The organism is Oerskovia enterophila (assembly GCF_001692445.1).
Lineage (GTDB): Bacteria > Actinomycetota > Actinomycetes > Actinomycetales > Cellulomonadaceae > Oerskovia > Oerskovia enterophila.
On record NZ_MAQA01000045.1, the window covers coordinates 23,071 to 39,529 of the forward strand.

At 71.0% G+C, this 16,459-nt stretch carries 10 protein-coding genes and 1 pseudogene; 7 read left to right on the forward strand and 4 right to left on the reverse strand.

The features are described 5' to 3' along the window. Window positions 1-678 precede the first annotated feature (678 nt). Window positions 679-804, reverse strand: a complete 126-nt coding sequence (locus tag OERS_RS22290) for a hypothetical protein (protein WP_282956070.1) — start codon at window positions 802-804, stop codon at window positions 679-681. Window positions 805-1,331: 527 nt separating this feature from the next. On the opposite strand from OERS_RS22290, the pseudogene OERS_RS22295 reads away from it, so the two are divergent. Beyond that, window positions 1,332-2,243 (forward strand): annotated as a pseudogene (locus tag OERS_RS22295) (transposase). Window positions 2,244-2,918: 675 nt separating this feature from the next. Here OERS_RS22295 and OERS_RS15865 read toward each other — a convergent pair. Further along, window positions 2,919-3,536: a TetR/AcrR family transcriptional regulator gene (locus OERS_RS15865; protein ID WP_068626892.1), complete on the reverse strand. Its 618-nt coding sequence runs from the start codon at window positions 3,534-3,536 to the stop codon at window positions 2,919-2,921. A gap of 77 nt (window positions 3,537-3,613) precedes the next feature. Between OERS_RS15865 and OERS_RS15870 the strand changes: the two genes are divergently transcribed. Next, complete coding sequence (locus OERS_RS15870; protein ID WP_248948616.1) at window positions 3,614-6,088, forward strand: glycoside hydrolase family 3 C-terminal domain-containing protein; 2,475 nt, start codon at window positions 3,614-3,616, stop codon at window positions 6,086-6,088. Between the two features lie 5 nt (window positions 6,089-6,093). Next, window positions 6,094-8,838 (forward strand): glycoside hydrolase family 3 protein, encoded by a 2,745-nt coding sequence (locus OERS_RS15875; RefSeq protein WP_068626897.1) that lies wholly within the window; start codon window positions 6,094-6,096, stop codon window positions 8,836-8,838. A 225-nt stretch (window positions 8,839-9,063) separates the two neighbouring features. Here OERS_RS15875 and OERS_RS15880 read toward each other — a convergent pair whose 3' ends face one another. Both OERS_RS15880 and OERS_RS15885 read right to left on the reverse strand, forming a co-directional pair. Then, window positions 9,064-10,410 (reverse strand): PP2C family protein-serine/threonine phosphatase, encoded by a 1,347-nt coding sequence (locus OERS_RS15880; RefSeq protein WP_068626899.1) that lies wholly within the window; start codon window positions 10,408-10,410, stop codon window positions 9,064-9,066. A gap of 167 nt (window positions 10,411-10,577) precedes the next feature. After that, window positions 10,578-11,945, reverse strand: coding sequence for an MFS transporter (locus OERS_RS15885; RefSeq protein ID WP_068626901.1), 1,368 nt, complete (start codon window positions 11,943-11,945; stop codon window positions 10,578-10,580). A 190-nt stretch (window positions 11,946-12,135) separates the two neighbouring features. Between OERS_RS15885 and OERS_RS15890 the strand changes: the two genes are divergently transcribed. The 4 genes from OERS_RS15890 to OERS_RS15905 all read left to right on the forward strand — a co-directional run bounded on the left by OERS_RS15890 (window position 12,136) and on the right by OERS_RS15905 (window position 16,418). Then, entirely contained in the window at window positions 12,136-13,173 is a 1,038-nt protein-coding gene (locus OERS_RS15890) for an adenosine deaminase (RefSeq protein WP_056648419.1), read from the forward strand. 345 nt (window positions 13,174-13,518) lie between these two features. Continuing rightward, on the forward strand, window positions 13,519-14,835 hold the full coding sequence (gene murA, locus OERS_RS15895; RefSeq protein WP_056648421.1) for a UDP-N-acetylglucosamine 1-carboxyvinyltransferase: 1,317 nt from the start codon (window positions 13,519-13,521) through the stop codon (window positions 14,833-14,835). Window positions 14,836-15,017: 182 nt separating this feature from the next. Continuing rightward, the gene (locus OERS_RS15900; protein WP_068626903.1) at window positions 15,018-15,317 is read left to right on the forward strand and encodes a hypothetical protein; all 300 of its coding nucleotides are present in this window, start codon (window positions 15,018-15,020) and stop codon (window positions 15,315-15,317) included. Window positions 15,318-15,383: 66 nt separating this feature from the next. Next, window positions 15,384-16,418: an ABC transporter ATP-binding protein gene (locus OERS_RS15905; RefSeq protein ID WP_083201532.1), complete on the forward strand. Its 1,035-nt coding sequence runs from the start codon at window positions 15,384-15,386 to the stop codon at window positions 16,416-16,418. The last annotated feature ends 41 nt before the right edge of the window (window positions 16,419-16,459 follow it).

Consider the following 16,459-nt stretch of genomic DNA (forward strand, 5'->3'; position numbering starts at 1 on the left):
AGAGCGGACTTCGAGGGCTTCGCCATGACATCACCTCCAACCTGGATGAAGTCCAACACGAGGATCTGACACGAGGCACCTCCCCGGGGCGTGACGGGACCTCACGGCTGAGACCTCACTGAGCGGGGCGCGCCTGCTCTGGATTGCCGACTCCGACATCCGCGCTTGTCCTTGAGCCGGAGAACCCGTCCATTGCGACCTTGTTGACGCCGATCTCGTCGACGCCGTGTCGGCAGCCGAGTTCGGCGCGGTGGAGGGGGCCGTCGCCCAGCTGCCTCGGGCTTCCCGTAGAGGACCTGTGATCCGGGAACGACGCGCACGCCGATATCGGCAGGGCGTCTTGCGGGCCCGCGGTGACGTTGGATGTGGAGGGCTCCCTGGAGGGCGGGTCCTTCGTCTCACAGGAGCGAGCTCGCGGAGGAGCGTCGGGGCGGTCCGCGCCTTGGTTGCTGGTGCATCTGCTGGCTTACGGGTTCGAGTACGGGCGGACGGGGTGAACGGGAACGGCGTGTTTCTGCGGTTCGGGGGACGGGTTCGGTGGTCTGTTTGCCTTCACACCGAAGAGGTCACTTGTTCGATCCCAGTATCGCCCACCGTAGAAATGCCTCCTGACCAGCAGAAATGCTGGGTCAGGAGGCCTTTCGCTTTGCCGGTTCGAGCACCGCTGGTTTATCTGGCTCATGGGACATCCGGTAGGGGCGTGATGTCGAGTCCGCTGCCGGTGAGGAGCATCCGGAGGCGGTAGTTGTCGCGGTCGCGGTAGCCGCGGGCGAGTCGGCGGTGGAGTTCGATGATGCCGTTCATGGTCTCTGTGTCGTTAATCCAATACAGAACCCAGTAGGCCGGTCGCGGTAGGAGACATGTGCTGCCTGAGAGGGGCACGCAGGGGGCACGACTCCCAGGAGCGCTGGTGAGGATCCGCGGAATGTCAACGATTCTGGGACTTCGATCCTAGAGGATCAACTTCTAGTAAGTAGGTCAAATCGGACACTGTCCGATCGCCTGGTCAGAGGCCCGGGTCTGCGAGTTTTCGCAGCTCCGGGCTTTTTTCCTGTCTCGGGGAGGCATGGACACCTACAGACAGGAGGACCCCCGAAGTGCCGAGAGAAGTTGCACACAGGGGGCACGAACTAGGAGGGCGAGGTGGCGGAGAAGGGTGCTGCGCGGCAACGCCGCGAGTCGTGGGGGCGGTTGCGTCAACTGCCGTCGAAGCGGTGGCAGGCGCGGTACATAGGCCCCGACGGGAAAGTGCACTCGCCGCGCACGGAGGGGGACATGCCGCTGACGCGAGATTGTCCCGTATCGGGTGGTTCGGGTGGGGTCATGGTGGTGTGAGTGTGATCTCGGCGTCGGACGTGTCTTGGATCGAGCGCTTCACGGGGGTGGCGCCGGCGACGTTCTCTCGGCTGGTCGACCAGCTGCGCGAGGCCGGGGTGGACACGGGTCGGGGCCGGTCGTGGAAGCTGGGGCTGGCTGACCGAGTGCTGCTGGTCGCGGCGCACTGGCGCACGAACCTGACCTGCGCCAGCTCGCGCCCTTGTTCGAGGTCTCGAAGTCGGCCGCGGGCCGCATGATCACCGACCTGGCACCCCGTCTTGCGCTCACGCACCGAGCCAAGCGCTGCAGTGACGCCGTGTGTTGATCGTGGACGGCCCCCCTGTCCCGACCCGCGACCGCACGATCGCTGCATCGTCCAAGAACTACCGGTACTCCACCAACCACCAGGTCGTCATCGACGCCGACACCCGCCTGGTCGTTGCGGTCGTCCGCTGCCGGGCAACCGCAACGACTGCAAGGCATGGACCGAGTCCGTGACAGCCGACCAGGTCACCGGGTGCACCGTGATCGCCGACGGCGGCTACCAGGGCACCAGGCTGCTCATCCCGCACCGCAGTCGCATCGCGTGGTACACAAGCAGGTCGGGTGCCGATCACGTGAGCGCGGTGGTCGGAGTTTCACGTCTCGTGAGCGTCGACGTCGATTCGCCGGAGCGTCTGCACCGACGCAACAGTCAGCTTGGCGTATGGGATCTTTCCGACGTCCGGCAGAGTGCACGGGAGGGCCGCGCCTCGGCTCTGCGGTTCGCGGACACCGAGTTGTTCGTCCGCCCAGTGCGCTTCGAGCGACTCAAGGAGCGTGCCGGAGGATCTTCGAAGCGGCTCGGCACGACACAGTCTCCGACCGTGATCGACTCGCAGGTGTTCAGCTGGCTCTACCGGGAAGACACCCGTCGTGGAGGCTGAGTGGCGGGGCGTCATGCCTGAGCATCCGACCGCGTTTCGCCGAAGCGATCCTTCGAGGCGACAAGACGGTTGAGCTCCGCCGTACCCGGATTCACGCCCACGCCGGGACGCTCGTTGTCCTGTACTCCAGCAGCCCAACCCGTTCTGTCCTTGGCACTGCTGTCCTCGACGAGATCATCGAGGCGCACCCGACGGAGCTTTGGCCACGAGTTAAGGACGACGCCGGAGTGACGCAGATCGAGTTCGACCAGTACTACGAGGATGCGTCACGTGGATACGGCCTGCGGCTCAGGGATGCCGTCCCGCTCGCAACTCCCACGCCCTTCACAGTATCCGGGCCAATGCGGGACTCGAGCCACCGCAGTCCTTCTGCTACGTCAATCGCTTTCAGGTCGACCAGCTCAAGGCTGCGCTGGCGAACTAGGGGAGGGTACGCGTCACGTCCTCGAGCCGGTGGGCGGCGATAGTCAGCTCGTCGTTCGTGAAGCCGTCGAAAAGGCGGCGGTTCAAATCGGCCAGCGTGGCGTCACGGCGATCGTGGTCACGAAGTCATCGACGGGCTCGAGGGTGTCGGTCGCGGCCTGTTTGGTAGCGATGCCCGTCGAAGGGCTGGGGTGTGCTCCGCCGTCGGGCACCTTGGGGAGGCCGCGCCTGCGGCCCGAGGGCCCACGGGGCCTACCCGATCCCGAACTCCCGCCGCAGCATCTCGCCGAGCATTCCCGGGACGTCGACCGTCCCGGGGTGCAGGGCGTCGTAGACCTGGAGCCCTTCCCAGGTGGAGATGACGAGCCCGGCGCGCTCCTCGGGCGAAGCCCCCGTGTCCGCCAGCACACCGCGTTCACGCTGCGACCGGATCATCCCGCCGATGACCCCGACGAGGACCTGGTGCCGCTCTTGGAGCACGGGCCGCGCGGGATGTCCCTCGGTGCCGGCCTCGGCCGAGAGGGTCGAGAGGAGCTGGACCAGCCCGGGCGCTGATCGGTTGCGCTCGGCGACGTGGACGAACCCGTCGACGAGGTCCTCGGGGGCGAAGTTCGTAGGCATCTGGGGCGGCGCGTGCTGCGCGTCGTGCCACTCGATGACGGCCAGGAGCAGCGCGGTCTTGGTGCCGAAGTGGTGCAGGAGCGTCGAGTGGTCGACCCCGGCCTCGCGCGCGATGCCTCGCAGGGAGGCTCCGTAGAACCCCTTCTGGGCGAAGGCTTCTGCGGCGCGGGCGACGATCGACTGCTTGGTCGCTCGCCCGGTGGCGTACCCCTCGGGCCGCCCCGTGGTGGCTGCTTGCTGTGTGGTCACGACGATCCTCTCCGAGGTCAGAGGCTACCCCCTCCCGTAATTCCACCAAGTGGTGGAGGTTGGGCTATCCTGACGCCGTGCTTCCTCCTGACGCCCGACGACGTGCCCGTAGCGAGATGACCCTCACCGAGAAGGCCTCGCTCACCTCAGGCGCGAACTTCTGGAACACCAAGCCGGTCGACCGGCTCGGCGTTCCCTCGATCATGCTCACCGACGGCCCGCACGGTCTGCGCAAGCAGGGCGGGGCGGCGGACCACCTCGGTCTCAACGCCAGCCTGCCCGCGACGTGCTTCCCGACCGCGGCCACGCTCGCCAACAGCTGGGACCCCGGCCTCGTGGAGCGGGTGGGCGAGGCGCTCGGCGCCGAGGCCGCCGCCGAGGGCGTCAGCGTCCTGCTCGGCCCCGGCCTCAACATCAAGCGCAACCCGCTCGCGGGCCGCAACTTCGAGTACTTCTCCGAGGACCCGCTGCTCGCGGGCCGCCTCGCCGCGGCGCAGATCCGCGGCATCCAGTCCCGCGGCGTGGCCGCGAGCGCCAAGCACTTCGCGGTGAACAGCCAGGAGACGCACCGCATGACGATGGACGAGGTCGTCGACGAGCGCGCACTCCACGAGACCTATCTCGAGGCGTTCCGCATCGCGGTCACCGAGAGCCGGCCCTGGACCGTCATGAGCTCGTACAACAAGGTCAACGGGACCTACGCGAACGAGCACCGCGAGCTCCTCGACGAGATCCTGCGCAAGCAGTGGGGCTTCGACGGCCTGGTCGTGACCGACTGGGGCGGCAACAACGACCGCGTCGCGGGCCTGGTCGCGGGCAACGCGCTCGAGATGCCGTCGACCGACGGGGTGACCGACGCCGAGGTCGTGCGCGCGGTCGAGGAGGGTCGCCTCGACGAGGCGGTCCTCGACGCCCGCGTGGACGAGCTGCTCATGCTGATCGAGCGCACGGAGCGTGCCCGCGCCACCAGCCGCACGCCCGACGGCGCCGCACCGGTCGACCTCGATGCGCACCACGCGCTCGCGGTCGAGGCGGCACGGCGCTCTGTCGTCCTGCTGCGCAACGCGCGCGGGACGCTGCCGCTCGGGTCGCACTCGGGCCGTGTCGCAGTGATCGGCGACTTCGCTGCCGACCCGCGGTACCAGGGCGCGGGCAGCTCGCTCGTGAACCCGACCCGGGTGGACGTCGCGCTCGACGCGCTGCGCCGCAGCGACCTGGACGTCGTCGGCTACGAGCCCGGCTATGCACGCCGCGACGGCGGGCGGGGTGCGTGGGACTCGGCCGCGTCGGCGCGCCGCCGACGCCAGGCGGTCCGGCTCGCCGAGCGCGCCGACGTCGTGCTGCTCTTCCTCGGGCTGGACGAGTCGGCCGAGGCCGAGGGCGTCGACCGTGAGCACATGTGCCTCGCGCGCAACCAGCTCGCCCTCACGCGCGAGCTGACGGCGCTCGGGGTGCCGGTCGTGGTCGTGCTGGCCGGCGGTGCGCCCGTCGAGCTGCCGTTCGCCGAGCACGTCGACGCGATCGTGCACGGCTACCTCGGTGGCCAGGGCGGCGGGCAGGCGATCGCCGACGTGCTGACCGGCCGGGCGGACCCCGCCGGGCGCCTCGCCGAGACGTACCCTCTGCGCTACACCGACGTGCCGTCGTCGGCGACGTTCGGGCGGACCGAGGCGACGTCCGAGCACCGCGAGAGCATCTACGTCGGGTACCGCCACGCCGACAAGGTCGGCCTGCCGGTCCGCTACCCGTTCGGCCACGGCCTGAGCTACACGACGTTCGAGCACAGCGACCTCGCCGCGGACCGCGAGAGCGTTCAGGTCACGGTCACCAACACCGGGGACCGCGCCGGGACCGAGACCGTGCAGGTCTACGTCGAGGCGCCGGGCGCGGCCGAGGGCGCGTTCCGCGCGCCCCGCGAGCTCGCGGGCTTCGCGAAGGTCGCCCTGGCACCGGGCGAGAGCGCGAGCGTGAGCGTCGAGCTCGCCGAGCACGCGTTCGACGCCTACGACACGGGCGTCCACGAGTGGCGCACCGTGCCCGGCACCTACACCGTGCAGGTCGGGGCGTCGTCGCGCGACCTCCGCCTGACGGCGTGCGTCGAGATCGACGGCAAGCCCTGGACGCCCGACACCACGGATCTGCCGCACTACGTCAGCGGCAAGGTGGACCGCGTCCCTGCCGCCGAGTTCGCTGCGCTCCTGGGGCGGACGCCCCCGTCCCCGGACTGGCCCGTCGGGCAGCCGCTCACGCGCGACGACATCGTCGCCCAGGCGCGAGGGCGCGGCGGCTTCGGGGGCCTGCTGGTCGGGCTCATCGACACCGCCGGCCGACTGCTCATGGCACTGGGCCGCCCCCTGGCGGCGAACAACACCCGTTTCGCGCTCGACCTGCCGTTCCGGTCGGTGGCGCGGATGAGCGCGGGCAAGGTCGACGACGCGATGCTCGACGCCCTGCTCGTGATGGTCAACGGCCGGTTCTGGCGCGGCATGCGCCGCCTGGTCCCGGCATGGCGTGCCCACGCGAAGGCCGCGCGGGCTCCGAAGAAGGACTGAGAACGATGGCGACACGCACAGAGATCAAGCGGGACGCGGTCGCGCGCGCACAGGAGCTGCGCGCGGCCAGGCGAACCCGGCGCGCCGAGCTGAAGGCGATGGCGCCCGAGGACCGGAAGGCGGCCAAGGCCGCTGACAAGGTCGCGGTCCGCGAAGCGAGGAAGGCCGCCAAGGCGGAGCGGGCCGAGGCGCGCGCCGGGATGACCCGGGCCGAGCGTCGCGAGGACAAGCGCCGCGCCCGCGTCAATCGCAAGGTCGAGCACCGTCCCCGCCGCGCGGTCGGCTGGGGAGTCACGGCCGTGGCCGTGGTCGGGATCGGCGCCCTGGTCGCGCCGTTCGCGAGCTCGATCGGGTTCCTCATGTCGATCGAGTACGACTCCGCGTCCCCGGCGGGCGTGGCCGCCCGGGAGAACGCCGCCCGGGTGTCGGAGGAGATCTCCGACGAGGGCATCGTCCTGCTGAAGAACGAGGAGAACCTCCTCCCGCTCGCGGACGACGCGCTCAACGTGTTCAGCTTCGCGTCGTTCAACCTGATCCTCGGCGGTGGCGGGTCCGGCGGCAGCAACCAGTCGCAGTCCGTGCCGTTCTACGACGCGCTCGCGGACCAGGGGATCGCGGTCAACCCCGACCTCAAGGCGACCATGGAGGCGGCCGGCGCCAAGACCGACACCGGCGGCGCCAACGGCCTGGTCCAGATCGCGGGCGCCATGCTGGGTGGCGGCGACGAGGGCGAGCCCGCCCCCGACTACCTGACGGACGACGTCATGGCCCAGGCCGCCGAGTACTCCGGCACGGCCCTGGTGGTCATCGGCAACGACGGCGTCGAGGGGCAGGACATGAGCCCCGAGCAGCTGCGCCTGACGGATGCGCAGCGCGCGCTGTTCGACCGTGTCACGGGCACGTTCGACGACGTCGTGGTGGTCGTGAACTCGGGCAACCAGCTCGAGCTCGGGTTCCTCGACGCGTACCCGCAGATCAGGTCCGCGGTGTGGATCGGCACGCCCGGTCCCCGCGGCGCCGTCTCGCTCGCCAAGGTGCTGACGGGGGACGTGAACCCGTCCGGCCGCCTGACCGACACCTACGCCTACGACGTGACGAGCGCCCCGGCGGTCGCCAACGTCGGTGACTTCGACTACGCGAACACCAAGCGCTCGTACATGGACTACGAAGAGAGCATCTACGTCGGCTACCGCTACTACGAGACGCGCTACGCGGGCGACGAGGCGGGCTACGCCGAGGCCGTGCAGTTCCCGTTCGGCCACGGCCTGAGCTACACCACGTTCGCGCACGAGGCCACGGCACCGCGCGTCGAGGGCGAGACGGTCAGCATCGACGTCACGGTGACCAACACGGGCGACGTCGCGGGCAAGGACGTCGTGCAGGCGTACTTCTCCGCCCCGTACACGCCGGGCGGCATCGAGAAGTCCGCGATCGAGCTCGCGGGCTACGACAAGACCAGGATGCTCCAGCCGGGGGAGTCCGAGACTCTGACCGTCACGTTCGACGTGCGCGACATGGCCTCGTGGGACACCGCTGGCCACGGCGCGTACCTGCTCGAGGCCGGGACGTACCAGATCTCGGTGCGCACCGACGTGCACACGCCGGTCGCGCAGTTCGAGCACGTGGTGGCCGAGGACGTCGTCTACGACACCGACGCCGACACCGGTCACGAGCTGACCAACCGCTTCGACTACGTCGAGGGCGACCTGACCTACCTCTCGCGCGCCGACTGGGACGGCACGTTCCCGCAGGCTCCCGAGGCCGGGGCCACGGCCTCCGACGAGCTGCTCGCGCGCATGGACCCGCAGATCGAGCCCGCGGAGGGTGAGACCCCGACCTACGGCGCCGACAACGGCCTCGTCCTGGCCGACCTGGCCGGCCTCGACCGTGACGACCCGCAGTGGGAGGAGTTCCTCGACCAGCTCACGCTCGACGAGCAGATCGACCTCTTCGCCAAGGGCGCCTACCGCACGCACGAGGTCGAGCGGCTGGGCATCCCCGCGATGGACCTGCTCGACGGGCCTGCGGGACTCAACTCGCTCTTCAGCCCGCTCGAGGCGGCCGCCTACCCGACCCAGGTCGTCGTGGGCGCGACGTGGAACGACGAGCTCGCGTACGCGCTCGGCGAGTCCGTGGGGACCGAGGCCAACGCCTACGACATCGAGGGCTGGTACGCCCCCGGCATGAACCTGCACCGCTCCGCACTGGGCGGGCGTGACTTCGAGTACTTCTCGGAGGACCCGCACCTGTCGGGCATGATGTCCGCCGCGATGGTCTCGGGCGCCGAGAGCAAGGGCGTCTTGACGTTCATGAAGCACTTCGCGCTCAACGAGCAGGAGGTCAACGCGCGGTCGGGCGTCAACGTGTTCGTCGACGAGCAGGCCCTGCGCGAGCTGTACCTCGAGCCGTTCGAGATCACGGTCAAGGAGGCCGACCCGACGGGCGCGATGAGCTCGTTCATCAACATCGGCGGCACCTGGGCCGGTGGCAACGAGCAGCTCCTGCAGGACGTGCTCCGCGGCGAGTGGGGTTTCCAGGGAGTCGTCTCGACCGACGCGGTGCTCGGCTCCTGGATGGACCCCGGCCTCGCGGCCCGCTACGGCAACGACCTCATGCTCGCGATGCTCCCGGGGTCCGACAAGGCCACCAGGGCCGCGGTCGAGGAGGACCCGGTGGGGGTCGGGAACGGTCTGCGCGACCGCGTCCACACCATCCTGTACACGGTCCTGCAGACCAACCTGTTCGACTGATCCGGGCGCCCGCCCCGGGCCCCGGTGGGAGGCTCCACCTCCCGCCGGGGCCGGCAGGGCTTGCACCACCCAGGCGCCCGACGACGGAGCGCACCTTCCCCGCGACGGTGCGCTCCGTCGTCGGGCGCCTTCAGCGTGCCCGCGCCGGGGCGACTCCTTCGCCCTCGAGGTAGAGGGTCCGCGTCGAGGTAGAGGGCCCCGGGCCTCTATCTCGGCACCAGGCCTCTACCTCGCGCCCTCGGACGCCAGCACCTCGACCGACACGAGCGCGATGTCGTCCTCGGTGGTCTGCGGCACGAGCCGGGCGAGCAGCGCGTCGAGGAGGTCCTCCCGCGAGCGGCCGGCGAGCTCCTCGACGACGCCCGGCAGCCGGTCGAGCGCCTCCCGCAGCCGCGTGCCGCGCCGCTCGACGAGGCCGTCGGTGTAGAGGAGCAGCACGTCCCCGGGGTGCACGAGCGTGGTGTGGTCCGTCCGGGACGCGTCCGAGCCGATGCCGAGCAACCGGTCGTTGTGCCGCGCGAGGAGCTCGGCCGAACCGTCGGCCCGCACCATGACGGGCGGTGGGTGCCCGGCCGAGACCCACGTGAGCGTCCGGTCGCCGGTCGGCCCGGGGAGCCCCACGAGCGCCGCGGCCACCGTCGCGACCGCGTCGATGCCGAGCCCGTCGGCCGCCCGCTCGGTGCGTTCGAGGATGCCCGCGGGCGAGTCGCCCGACTCGTACGCGACGCCCCGCATCACGCCCCGGAGCTGGCCCATGGTCGCGGCCGCGGAGATGTCGTGGCCGACGACGTCCCCGACGACCACGAGCGTGCACCCGCACGAGAGCTCGAACGCGTCGTACCAGTCGCCGCCGACGTGCATCTCGCGCGAGGCGGGCCGGTAGCGGACGTCGATGCGCAGCCCCTCGGGCTGGGCGGGCGGGGTCAGGATCGAGTCCTGGAGCTCGAGCGCGGCACGCCGCTCGCGGTCGAAGCTCTCCTGGAACCTGCCGAGCGAGGACCCCAGGTGCAGGGCGTGGTCGACCACCGCGGCGTCGAGCCCGATCTGCTGGTCCGTCGCGGTCCGCTGCGAGGTCAGCACGATGTCGGTCACGTCCTCCGCGCGGTGCACGAGCGCGGCCACGCGGCCGCTCGCGTCGAAGACGGGGATGTTGGTCATGAGCCAGTGGCGTTCGAGCCACTCGTCCGGCCGGTCGCCGGGCACGTCGATGCGCAGCGGCCCGAGCAGGTCGATCCGCCCGGTCTGCAGGACGCGCCGCAACGAGTCGACGACCCGCGCGACGCGCTCGTCGTCAGCGGGGGAGAAGGCGAAGCCCGCGTTGAGCGGGCGTCCGACGAGCGCGGTCGCGGGCAGCCCGAGCATGTCGAGGTACGCGTCGTTGACGTCGAGGACCGTCAGGTCGGGGGACAGCAGGACCTTGGGCGCGGACAGGGCGGCGAAGACCGCGCGGTAGTCGAGCCTGTCGGCTGCGGGCGAGGGGCTCGCGTCGTCGGCCGGGCGCTCGGTGCGCGGCGCGGACCCCCGTGCCGCCCTCGCGCGGCCGCTCGTCACGTCTCGCGCGTCGTCCGTCATCGGATCGGCCTCTTCCCCTGCGTCCTTCCCTCAGCATGGCGGACAAGTCGTGCGTCCGCAGAAGTGCGCGCGCAGGGGTCCGGAAGGGTCTCGCGGAGCGGATGCCCGACGGCGGGGCGCGCCTTCCGTGGGAAGGTGCGCCCCGCCGTCGGGCCGCTGGGGGAGCGTCAGCTCACGTTGTCCGTGTAGTCGACGTCCTTGGTCTCCTTGCTCACGAGCAGCGCCACGAGCGTCAGGACCGACATGGCCGACAGGTAGACCCCGACGAGCACGGGCGAGCCGTCGGCCTGCTCCCACAGCGCGACCGCGATGAACGGCGCGACGGCCGCCCCGAGGATCGACGACAGGTTGTAGGCGATCGCGGAGCCCGTGTACCGGACGTTGGCGGGGAAGAGCTCGGGCAGGATCGCGGCCATGGGGCCGAACGTCAGACCCATGAGCGTGAAGCCCACGATCAGGAGCGTCATGACGCCCACGGTCCCGCCCGTGAACAGCGGCACGAACAGGGCACCGAACACGATGATCGCGACGGTCGTCCAGATGAGGTGCTTGCGGCGGCCGAACCGCTCGGCCATCGGGCCCGAGACGAGCGTGAAGATCCCGAAGAACACGACGCCGACGATGAGCATCACGAGGAAGTCGGTGCGTGCGTAGCCGAGACCCGGCGCGCCGCCGCTGCCCGCGGCGACCTCGGCGGGCGCGGTGCCGAACGTCAGCGTGAACGTCGTCATGAGGTAGAACAGCACGTAGGTCGCGAGCATGATGAACGTGCCGAGCACGATCTGGCGCCACGACGAGCGGAACACCTGCGCCACGGGCAGCTTGGCGACCGCGCCGGTCTCCACGACCTTCTGGAACGCGGGCGTCTCGACGAGCCGCAGGCGCACCCACAGGCCCACGATCACGAGGAGCGCGCTGGCCAGGAAGGGCACGCGCCAGCCCCACGCGGAGAACTGCGCGTCGGTCAGCGTCTCGGCGAGGACCAGGAACGTGGTGTTCGCGAGGATGAAGCCGATGGGCGCCCCGAGCTGGGGGAACGTGCCCCAGATCGCGCGCTTGCCCGCGGGGGCGTTCTCGGTCGCGAGCAGGGCCGCGCCGCTCCACTCGCCGCCGAGCCCCAGGCCCTGGCAGAAGCGCATGAGGACGAGCAGCGCGGGCGCGAGCACGGCCCACCCGGGCGTGGTCGACGGCGGCAGCAGGCCGATGAGGAACGTCGCGACGCCCATGGTCAGGAGCGAGGCGACGAGCGTGCCCTTGCGTCCGATCCGGTCGCCGTAGTGGCCGAACACGATCGACCCCAGCGGACGCGCCACGAACGCGACCCCGAACACCGCGAACGACGCGAGGAGCTGGGAGGTCCCGCCGTCGAGCGCCGAGAAGAAGACGGTCGGGAAGACGAGCACGGCCGCGGTCGCGTAGGCGTAGAAGTCGTAGAACTCGATCGACGTGCCGATGAGGCTCGCGAAGATCACGCGGCCCTTGCTGTTGACCGGCGCCTCGGGGTCGGCGGACGGGTGGACGGCCGTAGTGGTCACGGGGGTGTGCTCCTGGTGCAGAGGATGGGTTCGGGGAGGTCTCCCTGCGCGCCGGAGGGGACCGTACTACCCGGTAACTTCCCTCCCACGGTAAGGACCGTGACCACATGGCGAAGTGGCCGTCTCGCGATGTGGTCATCACGGGAGCCGGGGGCATGATGGGAGGACGACCCCCTCACGAAGGAGAACCATGCCCCTGCCCCTCCAGCCGACTCTGGACTTCGTCACCGGGCTGCCCAAGGCCGAGCTCCACCTGCACCTCGAAGGCACGCTCGAGCCGGACCTCAAGCTCCGCCTCGCCGAGCGCAACGGCATCGACATCGGCCAGAGCACCGTCGAGGAGGTCCAGGCGACCTACCGGTTCACCGACCTCACGAGCTTCCTCGCGGTCTACTACCCGGCCATGGACGTGCTGCAGACCGAGGACGACTTCTTCGAGCTCGCCCACGCGTACCTCCTGCGCGCGGCGGCCAACGGCGTCCAGCACGCCGAGATGTTCTTCGACCCCCAGGCCCACACCTCGCGCGGCGTCCCGTTCGAGGCCGTCGTCAAGGGCTACCACCGCGCCGCGGCCGCCGCAGCAGACTTCGGCGTCGACGCCGACCTCATCCTGTGCTTCCTGCGCGACCACTCGGCCGAGAGCGCGGCCGAGACCCTCGAGGCGTCGGTGCCGTTCAAGGACCTGATCCTGGGCGTGGGCCTCGACTCCGACGAGCGGGGCAACCCGCCCGAGAAGTTCACCGCGGTGTTCGCGCGCGCCCGTGAGCTCGGCTACCGCCTGACGATGCACTGCGACATCGACCAGGTCGGCAGCATCGACAACATCCGCACGGTCCTCGAGACCATCCAGGTCGACCGCATCGACCACGGCACCAACATCGTCGAGGACCCGGCGCTCGTCGCCGAGGTCAAGGCGCGCGGCATCGGCCTGACGAGCTGCCCCGTGTCCAACAGCTTCGTGACCGACGACATGAAGGCCGCCGAGGTCGCCCAGCTCCTGCGCGACGGCGTGAAGATCACGATCAACTCCGACGACCCCGCGTACTTCGGCGGGTACGTGGCCGACAACTACGCGGCGGTCGCCGCCAAGGCCGGCCTCACGTCCGAGGAGGTCGTGACGCTCGCGAAGAACTCGTTCGAGGCGTCCTGGATCGACGAGGACCGCCGGGCGGCCTACCTCGCGGCGGTCGACCGCTACGTCGAGCAGTACGAGCCGACCCGCCCGTAGCACGCCACAGGTGCCCGACGGCGGAGCGCGCCTCGCGCGTGAGGCGAGCCTGCGCCGTCGGGCACCTGGGTGACGGGCGCCCCTGGCGCCCACCGAGCGGGTCCGGCCGGTGTCCCTGCTGGTCAGCGAGCTCTCGCGGGCCTCGCCGTCGTCGGATCGGCCCCGGTGGGTGAATAATCTTCGGATGCCCCGCGTTGGGGGACAGGGAGCACGGCGCCGCGAGCGGCGTCCGCGCACCGACGCCCGAGCGGCCCACCAGGCCGCCGGCGGCAGGGGACGCACGGACCGAGTCGGACGCAGGACCCATCCGCACGACCATCGAGAGAGCTAGGCGACGACGACCACATGAACGATCTGCTGTACGTCAACGGTGGCACACCGCTCAACGGGACCATCACCGTGCGAGGGGCGAAGAACTTCGTCTCCAAGGCGATGGTGGCCTCCCTGCTCGGCGAGGGGCCCAGCGTGCTGCGCAACGTGCCGCAGATCCGCGACGTCGGCGTCGTGACGGGGCTGCTCGAGCTGCACGGCGTCAAGGTCGTCGCGGACGAGGTCGCGGGCACGCTGCACCTCGACCCGACCGACGTCGAGTCGGCGCACGTCGCGGACATCGACGCGCACGCCGGGTCGAGCCGCATCCCGATCCTCTTCTGCGGGCCGCTGCTGCACCGCCTGGGCGAGGCCTTCATCCCGGACCTGGGCGGGTGCCGGATCGGCGACCGCCCCATCAACTACCACCTGGACATCCTGCGCCAGTTCGGCGCCGTGGTGGACAAGCGCGAGCAGGGCATCCACATCCGCGCCCCGCGCCGCCTCCAGGGCACCAAGATCGCCCTGCCGTACCCGAGCGTCGGGGCCACCGAGCAGCTCCTGCTCACCGCGGTCCGCGCCGAGGGCATCACCGAGCTCTCGGGCGCCGCGATCGAGCCCGAGATCATGGACCTCATCGCCGTCCTGCAGAAGATGGGCGCGATCATCTCGGTCGACACCGACCGCGTGATCCGCATCGAGGGTGTCGACAAGCTCATGGGCTACCAGCACACCGCGCTGGGCGACCGCATCGAGGCGGCCTCCTGGGGCTCGGCGGCCCTCGCGACCGGCGGCGACATCACCGTCAAGGGCGCGACGCAGCCGGAGATGATGACCTTCCTCAACACGTTCCGCAAGGTCGGTGGCGAGTTCGAGGTCCAGGAGGACGGCATCCGGTTCTACCACCCGGGCGGCGACCTCAACGCGATCGTGCTCGAGACGGCCGTGCACCCGGGCTTCATGACGGACTGGCAGCAGCCCCTCGTCGTGGCGCTCACGCAGGCCAAGGGCCTGTCGATCGTGCACGAGACGGTCTACGAGAACCGCTTCGGGTTCACCGACGCGCTGCGGGGCATGGGCGCGACGATCCAGGTCTACAAGGAGTGCCTGGGCGGGCTGCCGTGCCGGTTCGGGCAGCGCAACTTCCACCACTCGGCCGTCATCTCGGGCCCCACGCCGCTGTCCGCGGCGGACATCGAGGTCCCCGACCTGCGCGGCGGGTTCAGCCACCTCATCGCGGCGCTCGCGGCCAAGGGCACGTCGACCGTGCGCGGCATCGGCCTGATCGACCGCGGGTACGAGTACTTCCAGGACAAGCTCGACGCGCTGGGAGCCGACGTCAGCCGCGGCTGACGGGCGCCGGTCACCGGGGATCGACCCACGGGCGCGGGGCGTGCTGAGGCACGCGCCGCGCCCGTCGTCGTCCGCCGGCCCCGCTCACAGGCGCCGCACAGTCTCGTACCACCGGGCGCGCAGGTCGCACGGGCAGGGTGGGTCGTACGGGCGAAGGGCTCGCCCGGACAGGAGGAGCAGCCATGCCGTCCGACACGTCCCCCGCGAACGACCCCGCGCCGCACCCGGGGACCACCGAGCCTGCTGGGCCCACGGACCACGTCGGGCCCGGGGACCGGGCCGAGCCGCGCGGTGCCCGACGTCGGGCACTCACCTGGGGCGCGGGAGCCCTCACCTTCTCGGTGCTCACCCTGGGCGGCTTCGCGCTGACGAGCGCCCCGGCGGCCCCCGGGACGGGCACCACGACCGACGGCACGGGACCCGCCGTGGGTGCCACGTCGGACGCCCCGTCGGACATGACAAACCTCACCGACGAAGCATGAGGAACCCGACAGAACGGGTGAAGGGCTGCACTGCCTGAGCGCTCCGGCCGGCACCAGGCTGGAGGCATGGACAACGACAGCCTCGACCACGGCGCCTCGGGCCGCGACGCCCGCCAGGACGACCTCGTCATCGACGTGCAGGGCCTGCGCCGCAGGTACGCCAGCAGCACCCGCGGCGCCAAGGGATTCGAGGCGGTGGCGGGCGTCGACCTCCAGGTGCGCCGCGGCGAGCTCTTCGCGCTCCTCGGGACCAACGGCGCGGGCAAGACGTCGCTCCTCGAGGTCGTCGAGGGGCTCTCGCGCCCCACGGCCGGCACGGCCAAGGTCTTCGGCAAGGACCCCTACCGCGAGCGCGCCCAGGTCCGCCCGCGGATCGGGATCATGCTGCAGGAGGCCGGCTTCCCGTCCGACCTGACCGCGATCGAGACGGCGCGCATGTGGGCCGGGACGCTCGCGGCACCGCGCCCGGTCGAGGAGGCGCTCGACCTCGTCGCGCTCCGCGGCCGCGCCGACGTGACGGTGACGTCGCTCTCGGGAGGCGAGCGGCGCCGTCTGGACCTCGCCCTGGCGCTCCTCGGACGCCCCGAGGTGCTGTTCCTCGACGAGCCGACCACGGGCCTGGACCCGGAGAGCCGCCGCTCGGCCTGGGACCTGGTCCAGTCTCTGCTCGACGACGGCACGACCGTCGTCCTGACGACCCACTACCTCGAGGAGGCCGAGCGCCTCGCGGACCGGCTCGCGATCATGCACGGCGGCAGGATCGTCCAGGAGGGCACGGTCGCGGAGATCGTCGACGCCGAGCCCGCGCACGTCTACGTCGACGAGGCGAGCGTGCGCCCCCACCTCGCGGACCTCCCGCTCCTGCCGGGCGAGAGCCTCGAGCGCGTCGAGGGCGGCACGCTCTCGATCGCGACGCGCGACCTCCAGCGCAGCCTCGCGGTGCTGCTTGCCTGGGCCGCCGACCGCGACGTGACGTTCGGCCGCATCGAGGCGCGCCCCGCGTCGCTCGAGCAGGCGTTCCTCGCGATCGCCGACGGGCCCGGCGCCTCGCGCCCCGGCCTTGCCTCCTCCACCATCGACCCGACGGAGCGTGCAGCATGACCACCCTCGCCCAGACCCCCCGCCGCACGACCCGTGCCCTG